This window comes from Flavobacterium araucananum (assembly GCF_002222055.1).
In the GTDB taxonomy this organism is placed as follows: Bacteria; Bacteroidota; Bacteroidia; order Flavobacteriales; family Flavobacteriaceae; genus Flavobacterium; species Flavobacterium araucananum.
This window is the reverse complement of record NZ_MUGS01000064.1, coordinates 39,754-58,985: the sequence shown is the minus strand read 5'-3', so window position 1 is coordinate 58,985 and position 19,232 is coordinate 39,754. Positions and strand designations below refer to the sequence as shown.

19 protein-coding genes are annotated in these 19,232 nt (G+C 33.1%); 16 read left to right on the top strand and 3 right to left on the bottom strand.

Translation table 11 applies throughout. The features are described from left to right. Window positions 1-188 precede the first annotated feature (188 nt). From B0A64_RS22610 to B0A64_RS22550, 13 genes are all read left to right on the top strand, one after another. Complete coding sequence (locus B0A64_RS22610) at window positions 189-1,139, top strand: isopenicillin N synthase family dioxygenase (protein ID WP_089481734.1); 951 nt, start codon at window positions 189-191, stop codon at window positions 1,137-1,139. 102 nt (window positions 1,140-1,241) lie between these two features. Then, complete coding sequence (locus B0A64_RS22605) at window positions 1,242-1,574, top strand: translation initiation factor (protein ID WP_089481733.1); 333 nt, start codon at window positions 1,242-1,244, stop codon at window positions 1,572-1,574. 125 nt (window positions 1,575-1,699) lie between these two features. Further along, a complete protein-coding gene (locus B0A64_RS22600) occupies window positions 1,700-2,569 on the top strand; it encodes a nucleoside phosphorylase (protein ID WP_089481732.1) in 870 nt (289 codons plus the stop codon). Window positions 2,570-2,602: 33 nt separating this feature from the next. Further along, a complete protein-coding gene (locus B0A64_RS22595; RefSeq protein ID WP_089481731.1) occupies window positions 2,603-3,076 on the top strand; it encodes a DUF4265 domain-containing protein in 474 nt (157 codons plus the stop codon). A 65-nt stretch (window positions 3,077-3,141) separates the two neighbouring features. Beyond that, window positions 3,142-3,993, top strand: a complete 852-nt coding sequence (locus B0A64_RS22590) for a substrate-binding domain-containing protein (RefSeq protein ID WP_089481730.1) — start codon at window positions 3,142-3,144, stop codon at window positions 3,991-3,993. Between the two features lie 18 nt (window positions 3,994-4,011). Beyond that, window positions 4,012-4,944, top strand: coding sequence for a transglutaminase (locus B0A64_RS22585; protein ID WP_089481729.1), 933 nt, complete (start codon window positions 4,012-4,014; stop codon window positions 4,942-4,944). 236 nt (window positions 4,945-5,180) lie between these two features. Then, window positions 5,181-5,549 (top strand): hypothetical protein, encoded by a 369-nt coding sequence (locus B0A64_RS22580; RefSeq protein ID WP_089481728.1) that lies wholly within the window; start codon window positions 5,181-5,183, stop codon window positions 5,547-5,549. Window positions 5,550-5,733: 184 nt separating this feature from the next. Continuing rightward, complete coding sequence (locus tag B0A64_RS22575; RefSeq protein ID WP_089481727.1) at window positions 5,734-6,300, top strand: DUF4256 domain-containing protein; 567 nt, start codon at window positions 5,734-5,736, stop codon at window positions 6,298-6,300. Window positions 6,301-6,447: 147 nt separating this feature from the next. After that, window positions 6,448-6,870: a VOC family protein gene (locus B0A64_RS22570; RefSeq protein WP_089481726.1), complete on the top strand. Its 423-nt coding sequence runs from the start codon at window positions 6,448-6,450 to the stop codon at window positions 6,868-6,870. A gap of 327 nt (window positions 6,871-7,197) precedes the next feature. After that, window positions 7,198-8,274: a calcium:proton antiporter gene (locus B0A64_RS22565; RefSeq protein WP_089481725.1), complete on the top strand. Its 1,077-nt coding sequence runs from the start codon at window positions 7,198-7,200 to the stop codon at window positions 8,272-8,274. Between the two features lie 233 nt (window positions 8,275-8,507). Then, window positions 8,508-9,695, top strand: a complete 1,188-nt coding sequence (locus B0A64_RS22560) for an FAD-dependent oxidoreductase (RefSeq protein WP_089481724.1) — start codon at window positions 8,508-8,510, stop codon at window positions 9,693-9,695. A 14-nt stretch (window positions 9,696-9,709) separates the two neighbouring features. Then, window positions 9,710-11,473, top strand: coding sequence for a flavin monoamine oxidase family protein (locus B0A64_RS22555; protein WP_089481723.1), 1,764 nt, complete (start codon window positions 9,710-9,712; stop codon window positions 11,471-11,473). 352 nt (window positions 11,474-11,825) lie between these two features. Next, window positions 11,826-12,839: a T9SS type A sorting domain-containing protein gene (locus B0A64_RS22550; protein WP_089481722.1), complete on the top strand. Its 1,014-nt coding sequence runs from the start codon at window positions 11,826-11,828 to the stop codon at window positions 12,837-12,839. Window positions 12,840-13,018: 179 nt separating this feature from the next. Here B0A64_RS22550 and B0A64_RS22545 read toward each other — a convergent pair whose 3' ends face one another. Next, the gene (locus tag B0A64_RS22545) at window positions 13,019-14,218 is read right to left on the bottom strand and encodes an outer membrane protein assembly factor BamB family protein (RefSeq protein WP_089481721.1); all 1,200 of its coding nucleotides are present in this window, start codon (window positions 14,216-14,218) and stop codon (window positions 13,019-13,021) included. Window positions 14,219-14,512: 294 nt separating this feature from the next. On the opposite strand from B0A64_RS22545, the gene B0A64_RS22540 reads away from it, so the two are divergent. The 3 genes from B0A64_RS22540 to B0A64_RS22530 all read left to right on the top strand — a co-directional run bounded on the left by B0A64_RS22540 (window position 14,513) and on the right by B0A64_RS22530 (window position 17,257). Continuing rightward, window positions 14,513-15,394, top strand: coding sequence for a helix-turn-helix domain-containing protein (locus B0A64_RS22540; RefSeq protein WP_089481720.1), 882 nt, complete (start codon window positions 14,513-14,515; stop codon window positions 15,392-15,394). Between the two features lie 102 nt (window positions 15,395-15,496). Beyond that, complete coding sequence (locus B0A64_RS22535) at window positions 15,497-16,627, top strand: aldo/keto reductase (protein ID WP_244285471.1); 1,131 nt, start codon at window positions 15,497-15,499, stop codon at window positions 16,625-16,627. Between the two features lie 27 nt (window positions 16,628-16,654). Continuing rightward, window positions 16,655-17,257 carry an NAD(P)H-dependent oxidoreductase gene (locus B0A64_RS22530; protein ID WP_089481719.1) on the top strand — a complete coding sequence of 201 codons (603 nt, stop codon included), beginning with the start codon at window positions 16,655-16,657 and terminating at the stop codon, window positions 17,255-17,257. Window positions 17,258-17,541: 284 nt separating this feature from the next. Here B0A64_RS22530 and B0A64_RS22525 read toward each other — a convergent pair whose 3' ends face one another. Next, the gene (locus B0A64_RS22525) at window positions 17,542-18,189 is read right to left on the bottom strand and encodes a hypothetical protein (protein WP_123875949.1); all 648 of its coding nucleotides are present in this window, start codon (window positions 18,187-18,189) and stop codon (window positions 17,542-17,544) included. A gap of 210 nt (window positions 18,190-18,399) precedes the next feature. Beyond that, entirely contained in the window at window positions 18,400-18,864 is a 465-nt protein-coding gene (locus B0A64_RS22520; RefSeq protein ID WP_089481717.1) for a hypothetical protein, read from the bottom strand. Between the last annotated feature and the right edge of the window lie 368 nt (window positions 18,865-19,232).

Below are 19,232 nucleotides of genomic sequence, written 5' to 3'. Positions count from 1 at the left end.
ATTTTAACTACAAAAAATAATGCTTCAATTTTTGAATTATTAAAAATATAGCCTATTATTTTAGCGTAAAACTTGCATTAAAAAGTAAATTTTATGGTAAAATATAAAATTCGAAACTAAAATATTATCTACCTTTGTTATTGTAAGGATTAAAAATCCTTGTTCTTTTTTAATAAAAAATGTAAAGTATGCAAAACATTCCTAGTGTAGACTTACGTGATTTCCTTTCGGACAACCCGGAACGTAAACAAAAATTTGTAAATGAAATCGGCAGTGCATTTGAAAACATTGGCTTCGTAGCCCTAAAAGGTCATTTTTTAGACGACCAGTTGGTAGACGAACTTTATGGTGAAATTAGAAAATTTTTCGCCTTACCAGTTGCCACTAAACACAGTTATGAAATTCCCGGAATTGGTGGACAAAGAGGGTATGTTTCTTTTGGTAAAGAACATGCTAAAGGTCGTAAAGAAGGAGATTTGAAAGAGTTTTGGCATTTTGGTCAATATGTTGACAAAAGCTCAAAATATGCTTCAGAATACCCGGACAATGTAGAGGTTACAGAGTTGCCTCGTTTTAATGTTGTAGGTAAAGAAGCGTATCAAATGCTTGAAAAAACAGGTGTTTATGTGTTAAGAGCTTTGGCTTTGCATTTAGGTTTGGATGAGTTTTATTTTGACCAATATGCAAAAGACGGAAACTCTATTTTAAGACCAATTCATTATCCGCCAATTACTTCTGAGCCTGAAAATGCAATACGTGCAGCTGCTCACGGAGATATCAATCTGATTACTCTTTTGATGGGGGCTCAGGGAAAAGGTTTGCAGGTTCAAAATCATGATGGCGAATGGATTGATGCAATTGCAGAAGACGATCAGTTGGTAATTAATGTGGGAGATATGTTGTCAAGACATACTAATAATAAACTAAAATCAACGATTCATCAGGTAGTAAATCCACCAAGAGAATTATGGGGAACGTCACGCTATTCTATTCCGTTTTTTATGCATCCTGTTAGCGATATGCGCCTGGATTGCTTAGAAAACTGCATCGATGCTGAGAATCCTAAGAAATTTGAAGATATTACAGCGGGAGATTATTTATACGAACGTTTAGTAGATTTAGGGTTGATAAAAAAGTAAACTTTTAAATCGTAACTTTTTTAAATTCCAAATTCCAAACTATCAAATTGGGATTTGGAATTTAATTTTTACAAACTATAAATTTGGAATTTTTATAAAATTATGGACTTACAAGATCAGTTAAAAAATTTATTTCCGGACCATATAGAATCGAATGAGCCTGAAGACATTCAGCAGCAGGATCATGTTCTTTTTATCCAAAAGGAACCTATGATTTGTAAATTCGAAAAGCGAAAAGGAAAAGCCACAACCATTATTGAAGGTTATGAAGGATCTGACGAAGATTTTAAAATTTTGGCCAAAGAAATTAAAACCAAATTAAGCGTTGGCGGAACTTTTAAAGATGCTTCGATTATTATTCAGGGCGATTACCGCGATAAAATTATGGAAATCCTGAAAGCAAAAGGATTTAAAACAAAACGTGTTGGAGGATAGAAAATTTTAGATTTGTAATTTTAGATTTTAGATTTTAGATCGCTCCAATGCTTATAAATATAAAACCTTTGTGACATTGTAACTTTGTCCCTTAGAACCTTTGAAAAGAACCTTAAAGAAAAAAAATGATAAAAAATTCAGAATTAATACTTAATCCGGACGGAAGTGTATACCACTTAAATCTTCGTCCAGAACATATTGCCAACGATATAATTTTTGTTGGAGACCAAAACAGAGTCGAAAAAATTACTCAGTTTTTTGATTCAATCGAATATTCTACTCAAAAAAGAGAGTTTAAAACCCAAACAGGAATTTATAAAGGAAAGAGAATATCTGTAATGTCAACCGGAATTGGTCCTGACAATATTGATATTGTTGTAAATGAACTGGATGCTTTGGTAAACATCGATTTAGAAACTCGCCAGCCAAAAGAAAAATTAACGTCTTTGAATATAATCAGAATTGGAACTTCGGGATCTTTACACACGGATATTCCTGTGGATAGTTTTGTTATGTCTAAATTTGGTTTAGGATTAGATAATATGCTGCGCTCTTATTTGATTGATGAAGTATCGAATGCAGCAATCGAAGATGCTTTTGTAAAGCATACCAATTGGGATTTAAGAAAAGGAAAACCGTATGCTATTGCCTGCTCTGAAGAATTGGAAAAACTGATCGAATCTGATAAAATCATTAAAGGAATTACTGCTACAGCCGGGGGATTTTATGGACCACAAGGACGTGTTTTGCGTTTAAACATTCAGGATGAAGAATTAAACAATAAAATGGATAATTTTAGTTTTAATGGAGAAAGAATCACTAATTTAGAGATGGAAACGGCTGCAATTTACGGACTTTCGGCACTTTTAGGTCATAATGCCTTATCACTGAATGCTATTATTGCCAATCGTGCAAGCGGAACTTTTAGTGAAGACCCTTATAAAGCAGTTGATGAATTGATTGCGTATACATTGGATAAATTGGCTCAGAAGTAAATTTCATAATTATTCAAAATTGATAACTAAATAATGGCAGAAACGCATAAAAAAATACTATTCAAATATTACAGTACTTACCTTGAAGAAGTAGTTTCAGAAACGATGTGGGCAGAAATTATCGATCTTGAAAAAGGATATTTTAAATTGGATAATATCCCGTTTTTTGGGCCTTTGATTGCTACTGATGATATTTTTCGTGCTGAATATGATGAGGATGAAAAATATTTTATTCACAGAGAAACCATCGAAAGTTCAGGGAACTCGATTGTTCAGGTCTTAATTTTGCAGGAAGGTTTTGATAAAGAGCTTATAAGAGAAAAACTTAAAACAATAAACTGTATATCAGAAGGCCTAAATGATACTTTTTTTGCCGTTGAGATCGTAAAAAATACAGATTACGCTTTAGTGAAAAGTGTATTAAACGAATATGAATCGCAAGCTGTAATAGAATTTGCAGAACCATGCCTATCTGATAAACACCAAACTGATTTATTAAAAAATTAATTCAACAAACAAACAAACAAACAAACAAACTTAGAATACGCTTACCAAACTTAAACTTAACTGAAATGAAAACTGTAAAAATTGTAGGTGTCCCGGAACACTTCAATTTGCCATGGCATTTATGTATTGAAAATGGCGAATTTGAAGCAGAAAGCATTGATTTGCAATGGAAAAATATTCCTGAAGGTACAGGAAAAATGTGCCAGATGCTTCGTGATGGTGAAGCGGATATAGCGGTAATTTTAACCGAAGGAATTGTAAAGGATATTGTAGCCGGGAATCCAAGTAAAATTGTTCAGATTTATGTGCAGTCTCCTTTGATTTGGGGAATTCACGTTGCTGCCCAATCTAATTATCATACTGTAAAAGATCTTAAAGATAAAAAAGTAGCTATTTCGAGAATAGGCTCCGGATCACAGCTAATGGCTTATGTCAATGCACATGAAAATGGCTGGGAAACAGATAATTTGCAATTCGAAATTATCAATACGATCGACGGAGCTGTTGAAGCTTTGACAAACCAGACGGCAGATTACTTTATGTGGGAACGTTTTATGACGAAACCCCTTGTAGATCAGGGAATTTTCAGACGTGTTGGCGACTGCCCTACTCCATGGCCCTCATTTGTTATTACGGTGCGGGATGAATTTTTGAAAAAAAATCCTAAAACAGTAGAGAAAATCCTTGAAATTATAAACAAAACAACTCAGGATTTTACCCGGATTCCTAATATAGACAAAACATTGTCAGAACTTTTTAATCAAAAAATCGAAGATATTCAGGAATGGTTAAAACTTACCCAATGGTCTCAAAAGAATTTGAGCGAAAAAGCGTTTATTAAGATTCAAAATCAGTTATTTGATCTGGGAATTATTGATAAAAAAAGTACTTTTGTTGAAACTGTAAAAGCGCTGTAAATACTGCTTTTGATTCTTATGATAAAATTTCCTAAAATTGACTTTCCGCAATTAAAATCCAAATTACAGGTGAAATCACCCTGGGACAGGATTATTATTATGCTTTTGAGTCTTTTAATCACGGTTCCTATTTTTATCATACTGCACCAAAACCTGATCGATTTAGAATGGCCTTTTAATTTAGACCGTGTATTTATTTTTATCATTGTTTTTACTGTTGTTTTCTTTCTTTTAATGTACCTGCGTACGATAATAATTTTGTGTATTGCAGTTTATTTACTGGTTTTGTTTTATGGTAGTGTTATTGGAAACTATGGTTTTAGTGAGATTTCAGAAGATTATAATTCTATGATTTATACGATGTCTGATAATCCTTTTCCGCAAGATATTATTGTGGCAAAGTTGCTTCCGTTTCCTAACAAATCAAAAATTATTAATGCCATAGAATATCAGAATCCAAAGGTTCGAAACTTTGCCATAATGGCGACGACCAAGCATTTTAAAGGTTTAAAAGGGTACGCTGATTACAGAACCATTATACAATGTTTTGCTGTCTTTAAAGAAATAAACAGTCGCTGGAATTATGTAAACGATCCTAAAGAAGGTGATTATATTGCGACGGCTAGCGAATCATTAGAATATTTTTCCGGAGATTGCGACGATCATTCTATTTTAATGGCCGCTGCAATACGGTCAATTGGCGGAACCCCGAGGTTAATTCATACCAAAGGTCATATTTATCCTGAAATACTGATTGGTTCCTTAATTGATCTGGAAAAAGTCAATTATTTGATCAAAAATGTACTTTTTGTAAAAGAAAGCTACGGCAAAAAAATACATTACCATATCGACGAACGTGGTCAGGTCTGGATGAATCTTGATTATACAGCAAAATACCCGGGCGGCCCCTTTATGTACGAAGAGATTTTGGGAGCTCTTACTTTAAATTAGTGCTTCTTGAACAAGTAAAACATTGATTAACAAGGTTTAGTTTTTGATTTTGTAAATATGTACACGAGCGCGTCTTTTTTTATAGATGCTCTGTATTTTGTTTTATTACGGTAATTGTCGTTTCAATTAAAAATTGTAAGGTTAATTACTTCTTTTGCTAATAAATATTTGATTTTTAGATTTTTAATTAAAAATAATTTTGTAATTTTCTGTGATCTAACTTTAATCACATAATCATGAAAAAATCTAAATTATTTATCTTCGGGATTGCATTATTGGCAGTATTAATGGTTTCATGTCATAAAGGTCGAAATACATTGGTAAACTCGTGGAAAATTACCACTGTCGAACCAAAAATACCTATTTCTGATTCTTTAAAAAATGTTATTCTAACTCAGGGACAACTTACTTTTACAAAAGATGGACATGTAACTGGATATTTGCAAAGAGAAATAACCGATGGTACTTTTGCATTAACAAAAGGTGGAAAAAGTTTGGTAATAAAAGATGAAACAGGAACCCCATATCCTTGTGAAAGTACAATAACAGAAGATCAACTGATATTAGACAGTAAAGAAATGAAAATTACCCTCAAAAAAATATAGTACTCCATTTTGAATTTTATAAAACAAACCACGCTGTCGTAATTTCAGTGTGGTTTTTTTATTTCATAATCATTTTAAATCTTCTAATTTAGTAACGCTAAAATTGGAATCACTTTTGGTTTAAGAATCAAATTTTGCCAAAGATATTCCAGAGACATTTTTTAAACAATAAAATATAAATAATATGGGTACTGATAAAAATAAGTTATCCCCTGATCAGCAGGAAGCAATACTTAGTGTTCTGGAAGTTCGTTTTGAGAAAAATATAAAACGACACAAAGCTATTGAGTGGAAAAATGTTCAGGCAAAATTACTGGCAAATCCTGCAAAATTATGGTCACTGGATGAAATGGAAAGAACTGAGGGAGAACCGGATGTTGTAGGTTATGATAAAAACAAAGACGAATATATTTTCTTTGATTGTTCTCTCGAAAGTCCCAAAGGCCGTAGAAGTTTGTGCTACGATCACGAAGCATTAGAAAAAAGGAAAGAAAATAAACCTGCCGACAGCGCAATTAACAGGGCTGCCGAAATGGGAATAGAACTTTTGAACGAAGAGCAATATAAAGAACTTCAAAAATTGGGTAATTTTGATTCTAAAACATCAAGCTGGATTATAACACCGCCCGATATTAGAAAATTGGGTGGTGCTTTGTTTTCAGATTTTCGTTATGATACTGTATTTGTTTATCATAATGGTGCCGAATCTTATTATGCCGCAAGAGGTTTTCGTGGAGTTTTACGTGTTTAATCAATTATAAATAAACGTACGTCAAAAATCTATCTTAAAAAAAATATTTACGGAGTCATTGAGTGATTCGAACAGTTTCGTCTATTATAGCTTAAATTTGATGAAACTAGTTTTATAACACTCAGCAGAATATAAAAAATAAACAACATGGAAGATTTAAAAAATCAAACAGACAGCTCTTCTTCTCCTGATAAAACTGAGCCAAAAGTAACGGGAATTGGCGGAATTTTCTTTTTTTCAGACAAACCTCAGGAAACGAGAGAATGGTATGCCAAAAATTTAGGGTTTGATGTCAATGAATGGGGTGCTACTTTTGAATCCAGAAACATAAACAATCCTGATGAAATAAAATCGCTACAGTGGAGCCCTTTCAAGAAAGATGATCCTTATTTCTCGCCTTCAAAAAAGGAGTTTATGATCAATTATCAAGTTCAAAATATTGAAGGTCTTGTAGAAAAACTCAAAGCAAACGGTGTTACTGTAGTTGATGCTATCGAAACGTATGACTATGGTAAATTTGTACACATAATGGATGCCGATGGTAATAAAATTGAATTATGGGAGCCGTAATGACTCTTGTTTTTTTAAAATCGTAAATAATCTAATTTGGTTTAAATACAATTTATAACGTATAAGAGTGGTTCTCTGCTCCTGCAAAAAAAAAGAGATTTAATAGTATCAGACACAAAACTCCATTATTTCTAATGGAGTTTTTTTTATGGTTTATGGGCTTTTTTACAGCGTATTTTAAACACAATTTTAGCCGAAATACTAGTGTAAAATCAAATATAATGCGGCTTTTACAGGGTTTTTAGTAAAAAAAGCGCTATATTAGAAAAAATAAAATGTCAACCAGGACAGCAGCTGTTGGCGAAATATTAATAAATAAATTTTATAATGAAACAATTACTTCAGTGGACGATTATCATTCCGGTCTTATCGTGGATTCTCTTTTTTAGCGGACTTATTGACAATAGCAGCATTTTTCAAGTTGTTGCAAGCATATTGCTTATTCTAAGTGTTATGTCTGCAGTGCATCATTCCGAAGTAATAGCTGAAAGAGTTGGAGAACCCTACGGAACCATTATTCTGGCAATATCAATAACCGTTATTGAAGTTTCTATTATTGTATCACTAATGATGTCAGAAGGTACAGAAGCTGCATCTCTCGCCAGAGATACTGTTTATGCAGCAACAATGCTTATCCTTAATGGTATTATTGGACTTTGCCTGCTTATAGGAGGTTTAAAACATTATGAACAAAATTTTTCTGTATCGTCTGTAACCATAGGTTTGGTTTCGCTCGTTTCGATTATTGTATTTACGCTGGTCTTCCCTACTTTTACCGAAAGTGTTAAGGGATCTTATTATTCTACACCACAATTGGTTTTTGCCTCTATTGCCTGTATCGTTATTTATGCTTCTTTTCTATTTGCACAAACCAGCAGATACAGACAATATTTCCTTACCGTTGGAGATGATGAAAATGAAGATGCTGTAGAGCCTATCGCAATCGATAATAAAACCTTTTATACAAGTCTTGTTTTCCTGATTGTAAGCTTGGGTATTGTCGTTTTATTGGCAAAAACACTCTCTCCTACTATCGAAAGTATTATTGTAAGCTATCATTTGCCAAAAACTTTGGTAGGGGTTGTTATTGCAGCAATAATTTTGCTCCCGGAAGCTATTGCAGCTATTATTGCGGCAAGAAAAAACAGACTTCAAACCAGTATAAATTTAGCCTTAGGTTCTGCTTTGGCAAGTATTGGGTTAACGATTCCCAGTGTTGCCGCAGTTTGTATTATGATGGATATGCCCATTATTCTGGGGCTCGACATTAAGTCTATTGTGCTGTTGGCATTATCAGTCTTTACCGTAATGCTTTCGTTAAGCAAAGGCAAGTCTAATATTGTTTACGGGGTTGTACTTCTGGTCAATTTATTTGCCTTTGTATTTCTTATGATATATCCTTAAATATCTAAAACTCCATTATTTCTAATGGAGTTTTTTTTTGATGGAATAAAATAAGTCATCTATCATTTTAAACAGGAAAAACTTATACACTACTTATTTTATCAAATCATCGCACATATAGTTTGTCTTGTGACTGATATTTTCCGTTTTGTGTCATTTTTTTGGAATTGATTTTATATCTCTATTAATTTTAGGTAGAAAATAATTACAAAACCTCAAATACACATAACTTTATGAATACAGAAAACTACGATGTAATTGTCATTGGTGGCGGCGCAATAGGTTTAGCAACTGCCTACCATCTTGGCAAACGAAAGGCTAAAACTTTAGTACTCGAACAATTTACTTTTATAAATCAATTAGGCAGTTCTGCAGGAGTGTCGCGTCAATTTAGAATTCCGTATCCGGATCAATATATGGTGCAAATGGCTCTTGATGCACAACCGTATTGGGATGAACTTGAAAAAGAAACTGACACAAAATTACTGGACAAAGTTGGTACACTATGGTTTGGAGATCCCGATGTACACTCTACCGAAGGGAATATTGCCGAAGCCGAAGAAGCGCTAAAGGCTTTAAATGTTCCTTACACTACCCTGAAAGCAAAAGAAATCGAAGAAAAATATCATTTTAAAGATTTACCGGAGCATTACACCGGATTATTTCAGCCGGATGGTGCCAGCATTAATTTTAAAGCAACAATAGAAACGCTTTTAAGCCTGTGCAAAAAAGAAGAAACGGTTCAGTTAGAAGAGAATTCGCCTGTACTTAAAATCAACCAGATTGGGAAACTTTTTGAAGTCGTAACACCAAACGGAATTTATATCACCGAAAAGCTGGCTATTATTCCAGGTCCGTACATCAATAGTGTTATTAACTTATTAGATTTTAAAATAGAAGCTACGTATTGGAATATGTCTTCGGCTTATTTTAAGAAAACCAATCCGGACATTCAATATCCAACCTGGTTTGTGTTCCAGAATCCGAAAGGCGAAAATGGCAATCAATTTTATGGCTTTCCATCAGTCGATTGGGATCATCCGGAATACATTCGTGTAGCGCCGGACTTTGTTATAGCACCTCTTGAAGAACCAAGTGACAGGACGTTAATTCCTAATCCCGAAGAACTGGGCTACACCTCTGATTGGGTAAGAGATCACATGACAGGATTAAATACAGAGCCTGAATATACATCGACATGTCTCATTGCTTTGAGCACCATAGCCAATAAAGAGTTGTTGATTGATTTTGCGCCAAACTATGTGCCAAATCATAAAAATATAGTGTTGTACGCCACCGGATGGGCTGCAAAATTCACACCTTTTCTAGGGAAAATTATGTCAGATCTGGCATTAGACGGACACACAGATTTTGATATTAAACCATTTCAACTCGGACACAAATTCTTTAAAGCAATCTAAAAAAACATACCATTATGAATAAAAATACACCTTTGAATACAGGAAAACACCCTGATTTAAAAATTGAAGTAGCTATTATTGGTGCCGGAACTTCCGGATTGTATACGGCTTATCGTCTTGTAACTGATAAAAAGTATAAGGCCAGCGAAGTACAAATATTTGACATGAACAGCAAACTGGGTGGAAGACTGGAATCTGTAATTATGCCCGGAATGAATTTTTGGGGCGAATTAGGAGGTATGCGTTATCTGACTTCTCAACAAATTGTAACTACATTAATCGAAGGATATCCCCTTACAGAAGAAAATCTCGACAAACGTATTCCTGTACTTAAAGATAAAATGACGCCTGTCCCTTTTCCTATGGGAGATCCAACAAAATTATTAATGTATCTTAGAAAAGAACGCTTTAAACAAGATGCCTGGGAAGTTGCCCAGAAAATAGATAAAAAACTACCAACCCGATATTATCTTAATGATGATGATTATGGTTTTAGCTCAGATCAGCTCTTTAATAAAATCATTTACGATGTTTTGATGGCAGATTCCTGGGTGGCTCAAAACTATGGCAAAAAAATCATTAAAGGATCGTCAATATACGATTATACGTTTGAGTTAGACAGTAGAGATTGGGATGATATTAAGCCAAAATTAGTATACAATTTTCCTAAATCTCCTTATGACAAACGCAAAGTAAATGATTTGGGATTCTGGAACTTAATTAAAGATCAGGTTTCACAGGAAGGCTATGAATTTCTGGCGAATGCCGGCGGATATTATTCCAATACCATCAATTGGAATTCAGCCGAAGCTTTTCCGTATATGGTAGGAGATTTCTCTGCAGGAACTATTTACAAAACCATCGAAGAAGGATATGACAGTATCGCTTATGCCGTAGCCAACTCTTACATCGATCATGAAGGAGCTTGTATCTGGTCTGAGAATAAGCTACTTACTTTTACCAAAGAACATGCATCCAAAAAAACGCATAAATACCAACTGACGTTTCTAAATCTTAAAACGAACACAGAATGGAATGTCTATGCTAATACTTTAGTGCTGGCTATGCCAAGGAAATCATTGGAACTTTTAGATCAGAACAATTTCTTTTTCAACACAAATGAAAATTCAGTTATAAATACCAATATCCGCTCTGTAATTATGGAACCTGCTTTCAAAATATTAATGGGTTTTGAATATCCATGGTGGAAAGAGTTAGGAATCGATTCCGGGCATTCTATTACTGATTTGCCTATGAGGCAATGCTATTATTTTGGTACAGATCCCGAAACTAAAAATTCGATGTTGTTAGGTAGCTATGGAGATATGGAAACTGAGACATTCTGGAAAGCCTTATCTGATGATAAAGTACTTTTTGAGGTAAAACCTGCCAAATCAGCGTCTCTTAAAGAGTTACATGAACTAAATGATGTTCAGGCTACAAAATTAATGGTAGGCGAATTAATGAATCAGCTTCGTGAACTGCACGGCCATGAAGTAATAATACCGGAACCGTATGTAACCTATTTTAAAGACTGGACAGATGATCCTTTTGGGGCAGGATATCACGCCTGGAAAGCCGGTTATTCTGTAAAAAACGTAATGCCATATATGAGAAAACCAGATGCTAACGAATCTATTCATATCTGCGGAGAAGCCTATTCTGACCAACAAGGCTGGGTTGAAGGTGCTTTTTGTGAAGCCGAAAAAATGCTGCAGGAATATTTTGGTTTAGATCGTCCAATCTGGTTAAGTCCTGCCTATTATTTAGGCTGGTAAATCAAAATTATTTTTTTAAGAATCAGTTAAAAAAGCTCCATTAGAAATAATGGAGCTTTTTATATGACACTTATGGGATTATCTGTGAATCATTGTCATCCAGATTATAATTTTGTTTACGAAATAATGATGATACGCAAATTAATGCAAAAGGTTGTATTAGTTCAATTTTTGTAGTAAAAATATTTCTTATATTCGTTGAGAGAAAAATACTATTTATCATCCAAAAGCTGCCTGAAATTATTACGCTTATCAATATTAAAGCTTATTTCTGCATCGAAAAAATTAAAAAATGGGAAATAAGCCGAACAGGTACATAAAGATAGTAGGCACAACGTAAAATCAGAATAAAATGAAAAAAACTATTTTTTTATTAGTATGCCTTATTGCCTTTAATAGCACCAGTATGTTCGGTCAAAATTATAATGTAGACACTTGGTACGAAGTAAGTATGAGTTCTGCAACATTGTACAACAGCTGTATAAGCAATGATGACCCAACTTGTTGGACCGGACTTATTACAACCGATAAAGGAACTAGTAACCCTTATGGCAATGCTTCGCCAGCAGGAAGTTTTTATGGTATTCAATCAAATTATAATGATACAACATGGGATGGTATATCAAATGGATATGTTACAGAATGGGTAGGTACTCCTGGTGTAACAAACCCAATTAGACCGTCTAAATTAAAATTCAGAGTTCCAGGTAATTTAGTTCCTGAAGGTACTTGCAAAACATTTTATATCTGGGAAATAGCTTGTAATTACCAACAAACTTGCAGGTTTACATTTCCAAGTCCAAGATCGATTACCGTTTGCAATCAAGGAAATAGCATAGATTGTATTACTGCAGCATTATCCGTTTCTGATGGTTTAAATTGCATTACATTTACAAGAGTAAATACTAGCTGTCCTTTATGTTATTGTGTAAAAATTAAATTTACTGATAACACTACAACATCTTTTAATTTAAATTTTGGAAGTGGAGATATTCTAAAAAATTGCTTTGCAAAAACTATTAGCAATGTAGTATCAATAAACTCCTCATCAAATTGTGGTGGTTGTGCTGCGAATGTAACTTTTAAGCAAGCAGAAGAAGTACCTATGGATAAATTTGAAGTGAATCTGGTTCAAAAAGACAGAATTACTGTAAGCCCAAATCCAACAAAATCAATAATAAAATTTGAAGGTACAGATTTAAATAAATACCAAATTTCAATCTTTGACGAAAAAGGTAAAGAGATTAAGATAAATTCTAAAATTGATAATGCAATAAGCCTTGAGAAAGAGAAAAAAGGTATTTATATCTATGTCATTACAGACGAAAGCGGATATAAACAAAAAGGGAAAATAATAAAAGAGTAATTTTTTTAATTTAGAAAAGCAGTTTATGACAATATCATAAACTGCTTTTGCTTTTTTGAATAAAAAATAATATTGAATCTAAACTATTTGATAAATACAAAAAATAGTGAGGATTTAAACAAAAATAAAGATGTAGGTTAAACTTCTCAATTAGATTATAAGCTTTGATTTATTTCTTTTTATTGAATTATTTTTATAAAGGCGCTATAGATGTCGTCCTTGATAGTAGTTCGCATATACGTTACGTTTTCGTCTTTTGTTTTTATTTCAAGCTGAATTAAACCTGCATCACAATAATAAAACAAGGACTCATCGTCCGGAAATTCAATATTAGAAATAGGTAGAGTGGTTAATTTTACGTCGAATATGATTTCACCGGTTTTTAAGTTTAACTCAAAAAGTTTTGCTTTACGGGTATATCCCCAAAGATTATCATTATGCTCCGTAATATATTGGACATTGTCTCCTTTAAAATCAGTTTTCCATAGCTGAGTTCCTGTTTTTGAATCAACAGCATAGACGGAAGTAACTGTTTCTCCCTGAGCTGCAAAAAATATTTTTTTGTCTTTACAAAATATGCGCTCCTTGACATTATTTTGATTTTCATCTAGTTTAAATTGCCATAAAATGTCCAGTTTATTAGGGCTTAAGGCAAAAAGTACATTTTTTTCGTTTGGTATAAATACATTTTCACCATCTGTTACAGGTTTTCCGTATATAGCATCATCAAAGCTTTTTTGGCTAAGAAGTTTTCCTGTATTTGCATCAAAACTATAAAACTGAGAACCACTTTGCGTAAAAATTTTGCTATCAAAAAAGAGAACAGGAATATCATTATTTGAAGAATCCAGCTTGTAATTCCATGCTAAACTTCCATCTTTTATGTCAAGAGCATAAATATTACTGTTTTGAGTAGTTACAAACAGTTTTCCGTTATTTATGGTTAAAATTTGGTTTTTTAGTATAATCTGATCTGTAATGTTACCTACCCTTGCTTTCCAAAAAACATCACCACTTTGATTGTCAATTGCAAAAATTTCACCATTAATAAACGGCACATACACTACTCCATCCTTTAGTGTTACTTGATTAGCACACATTTCGGTATTGGCATCAGAGGCCTTTACAGTCCAGTTAATATCTTCGGTTTCCAGACTAAAGGATATGAGAGAACCGTCGTAATCGTAAATTAGGATTGAATCTTCGTCTAGTGAAACTTTTGTAAGCGGACTAATGGCCTTATTAGTCACCATATCAGTGGGGCTTAAAACTTTATTATTAGAATAATTGGTTTTGCCAGGTTTTGATACACTTGGCGTTTGTCCAAACATATTTATAGCAGTACATATAAACAGAAGAGATATTAGATTTTTTTTCATTTTTAAAATTTGGGATTGATAATCTGAAAGCAATATCCAGGTCAAATATAGTAAAAAATTATTATAGCCTTTTGGGGGGTATTAAGTCCCAGGAGTGATAATTATGAGGAACCGGGAGTTGGTTAACTACCATAAAAGTATCATACGCAGTTATCGCAAAGATATTTCTTATATTAGCCTCATAAGAAACTAAATTCTGGCACAAAGACATCATAATTTTGTTTAATTATTGCCATTTAATGTCTGTAAACAATTGATCTGAAGTTTTTCTCAGTATCAAAAAATAAATTACAAATGAAACTTTTTAGAGACTTCAAATCTTACAATGATTACATTGGATTAAACAAACCATTGGACAACGACATTGACGTTGGATATTACGATCCGCCAAAGATGCTTTTGAAATCGGAAGCTGTAATGGTTGATTTTTACAGAATTTCGATCAAAATAAATTTTAAAAGTAAAATCACACCCACAGAGCAACCAATTAATGCTGTATTTTTTAATAGTCCCGAGTTAGTTTTGACAACAGGCTGGGACGTTGAACCAACTTATACTGGAATGTACTTACAGCTTTCCAAAAAAATAATTGAGGAAAACCGTTTTTTATTTAAGACTTATTTAGACTATGGACAACACGAAGCATTATATTTGGCAGAAGAAGAAATAGAAGAAATTAGTGCAGTTTTTAAATTAATGATAAAATATTATGAAAACGATAAAAAGCATTTTACCATTTTACTTTCTTACGTGAATGTTTTGGTTTCATTGGTTGAAGCATTTTACAAAAGACAGTTTTCAACCGATCCGAAACAATATAATCACATCATATCCAATTTTCAACAAAGTTTGATTGATTATTACAATCAACCTGTTTCTCAAATTCCCAATGTTCAGTATTTTGCTGATAAATTGGGATTGACCGCTAATTATTTGGGCGATATTGTAAAACATTTTACTCAAAAATCTACACTTGAAACTATTCATGAATTTGTTATCAGGAAAGCAAAAGATCTTTTAGAACAAAATCCGCAAATGAAAACTGCAGAAGTTGCTTATGAGTTAGGTTTTGAATATCCCAATTATTTTTCAAAATTCTTCAAAAAGCAAGTCAATCTCACCCCTAAAGAATACCGATTGCAACTTGTTCATATCAATAATAAAACGCCTTCATAAGATGGCGTTTTTTGTTATCCGTAATTTGTTTCCTTTTTATTAGTGATCCGTTTCCATTGATTCTCTGTGCTAAATCTAAATTTGTATCATAAAAATTAAGAGATGAAAGACGAAGAAAATTCAAGAAGAAAATTTATTCAACAAACAGCACTTATTGGTACTGGTTTGCTATTTGCTCCAAGTTTATTGTCAGCAACGAATACTTCATCATATCCAAAACAAATTAACGATAATAAAAAAAATAATATGAAAACAAGAAAACTGGGAACTCTTGAAGTTTCAGAAATCGGTCTTGGATGCATGAATATGGTTGGAAACTATAACCCGCCCGCAAATCATCAACAATCTATTAAAACCATACGCACCGCATTTGAAAATGGAGTGAGATTTTTTGACACAGCAGAAGTATATGGTCCTTATACAGATGAAAAATTGGTTGGTGAAGCGCTTGAACCATTTCGTAATCAAGTCAGGATTGCCACAAAATTTGGGTTCGCAATCGATGGTACTGTTGGATTAGATAGCAGACCAGAGCGAATCAGAAAAGTTGTTGAAGAATCACTTACACGTCTCCGAACCGATCACATTGATTTATATTATCAACATCGAGTTGATCCTAACGTACCAATCGAAGAAGTTGCAGGCACTATTAAAGATCTTATTCAACAAGGTAAAATTTTGCATTTTGGACTTTCAGAAGCAAGTGCAAAAACAATTCAGCGCGCACATGCTGTTCAAACAGTAACTGCTGTTCAGTCAGAATATTCATTGTGGACACGTAATGTCGAATTAAATGGAGTACTTAAAACCTGTGAAGACCTGGGCATTGGATTCGTACCTTGGTCTCCTGTAGGTGCCGGTTTTTTGACTGGAAAATACGATACAACTACTAAATTCGACAAAGAATCAGATTTCCGCTCGGGTTTTCCTCGTTTTTCTAAAGAATTTTTACCATTGAATATGCCAATGATAGAATGGCTAAAGGATTATGCTGCAACAAAGAATGCAACTCCAGCTCAAATTGCCCTGGCATGGTTACTTGCCAAAAGTCCCAATATTGTTCCAATTCCCGGTACCCGTAGTGAGGAACATTTATTGGAAAACCTTGGCGCATCAAAAATTCATTTAACAAAGGAAGATATTCAAAGTATAGAAATTTGTTTTACAAAATTCCCTGTTTACGGTGACCGTATGGGCAAAGCACATATGAGCTCAATTGATTACACAATTTAATAACAAAATAAAGAAATTATTATAAAAATGAAAAAGGTATTATTAATCAATACACATTTAACTTATCAAGGTTGGTCAGAGGGAACATTAAACAATTCTTTTGTTCAAAAAGCCAAAGATTTTTTTACAACCAAAGGATTAGAAGTATTAGAAACCCAAATAGAAAATGGCTATAACGCAGATGAAGAAGTAGAAAAACATCTGCAGGCTGATATTATTATTCTACAAACACCTGTCAATTGGTTTGGTGCACCCTGGATCTATAAAAAATACATAGATGAAGTTTTTAACAGTGGACTTAATAGTCAAAAATTTCTTTCGGGCGACGGAAGAACAAGAGAAAATTTAACCAAACAATATGGTACAGGCGGAAAAATGCAAGGAAAAAAGTTTATGATTTGCGCCACTTTTAATGCACCTGCTGAAAGTTTTAACAATCCTTTACAGTCCTTGATGCAAGGAAAAGGAACCGAAGATTTATTTTTAAACATTACAAGCAATTATCGTTTTTGTGGCGTAGAAATTTTACAAGGTTATAACTGTTTTGATATTTTTAAAGACGGCGACATCGCTAAAGATATAGAAGATTACCCCAAACATTTAGAAAAAATTGTGGGTGAAGAACGATAAAATCAACTTTGAGGGATTTAAGTATAAACATAAAAAAACTCCTTAATTTCTTAAGGAGTTTCTTGGTGGGCTGTCAGGGACAGCAATCGAACACTTAATCCCCATTTTAACATTTTTTGAAAATATAAAATGATGTATTTCGTAACTTTCCAGCAGATGACGATGATTGATAAAATTTATTGTGAAGTGTGAATTTAAATTTTATAGAAAATTGGCAATCTCTCCAAACACCTGCTAAAACCAACTGCGAGCACGATACTTATGTTTCGCTTTTCATTTGCCCGCTAACTAATTTTTTTCTGTATTTCTTTTTTTAAGATTTGAAAGAAACTGTCAATTGTCTGAAGAGCTTTTAAGTTAAATTCTTTTGAGAAACGGAGCGCTATCCTGTCAAAGTCTATTGGAGAAACTAACAACCCTTCATTTCGTTTCGCTAATTCAACACCTTTTTTCCTGTCAACCAATGGTTCTCCATGTACAAATATATTTCTAAGTTTATTGTAGTCATTTAATTTACTCCAAGTATTGTCTAAAAAAGGTTCGCTTATGCCGCAAACTTTTTTGAGATAAATAGAAGCTCTGAAAATGCCATTACCTCCAATATCAGCTAGCCCAACATTATATTCTTCGGTCTGCTGTAGGTTTTTGCAAACTTGATCTAAAGCAGATTCCAAACGAAAATAGGAATGAAGAAAAGTTGTTCGCCAAAGTATGTCAGGAAAAATGCTTCCAAATTGAATCTCAGGATGAAGTCTTGAGTTATTATACTCAGGTTCGTCAGGGAGTTTTTTATTGTTTTCTAAATTATCTGCTAAAAATTTGTCTGTGGATTTAATAAAAGCTTCAATGTCTTTTAACTCAAGGGAAATGTAATCAAAGTGATAATGATAAGTAAATTGAATTAATTGTTCTTTGTCTGTACTTTCGTCCATAGTTGTTGTCATATTTGCAGTTCAATTCTCGAACAGTTGAGTAAATTATATAAAAGCTATTTTATAGCACATATCATTCTTGCGCTTGGCGAGGTTGGGTATTAAACATGCGATATTTTTCGGTTAAACACAAATTTTCCAATACAAAACCAACTTTCCATTAAGCCTAAAACCCCAATCTTGCCAAACAGTTGTTACCTGCAGTGCTTTTTACTTACGATTAATTTGATTTGAAATGATTTTCAATTTACTTTCTAAATTTTCAATTTCTGAATTTCTTTTGATAGTTACATATGCGTTAATTGTGAAGGTCAGGATAGCTAATATCAAAAGTATTGTGACTGACCAATTTCTAATTATATCATGGTATTTTTCTCTGGATTTTTTTTTTCCTTCATCAAGATATTTTTGATCATAAAAAGAAGCAATGCCAATATCCGTAATTGCGTAATAAAATATATAATACTCTTCTTCCTGTTTATATATCTCTTTTTGATTTTCTAGATACTGAATTTGCTCAACGATTTTATTTTCTGAAGAATCAACGGTTTCTACCAAGTCTGACCAAGTTCGAGCAATTTCTGAAACGTGTATAGTATCTGGACTAGTTCCTTCTGACCTTTTCTCCTGAAGGGACTTTAATATTGCATGTCTAATTTTAAATTTATTTTCCATACTTTCTGTAATAACATTGCAGATAACTATCTTATTAATTAGTTTATATGCGCTAAATCAAGCACAGGTATTACAATAATACAGAAAAACAGAATACTACGATTGATGTTTTTTGATAAATTAAAAATTATTTTAAAGACAATCAAAAATTAAGTAAGTAAATGTGAATATGTTAACAAAAAAAACGCCATTCAATCCTTAGCGTTATCTGTCTTCCTGTGGAGTTTCAGCGACTTTAGTCGAACACTTAATAGTTGTTTTGACATTTTTTGATACCTTAAAACATACCATTGATCATTCGAATTCTAATCATAGTAAAACAATTTTCATGATTAGCTTTGTTTGTCTAGCACTGACTTTTTGGATTA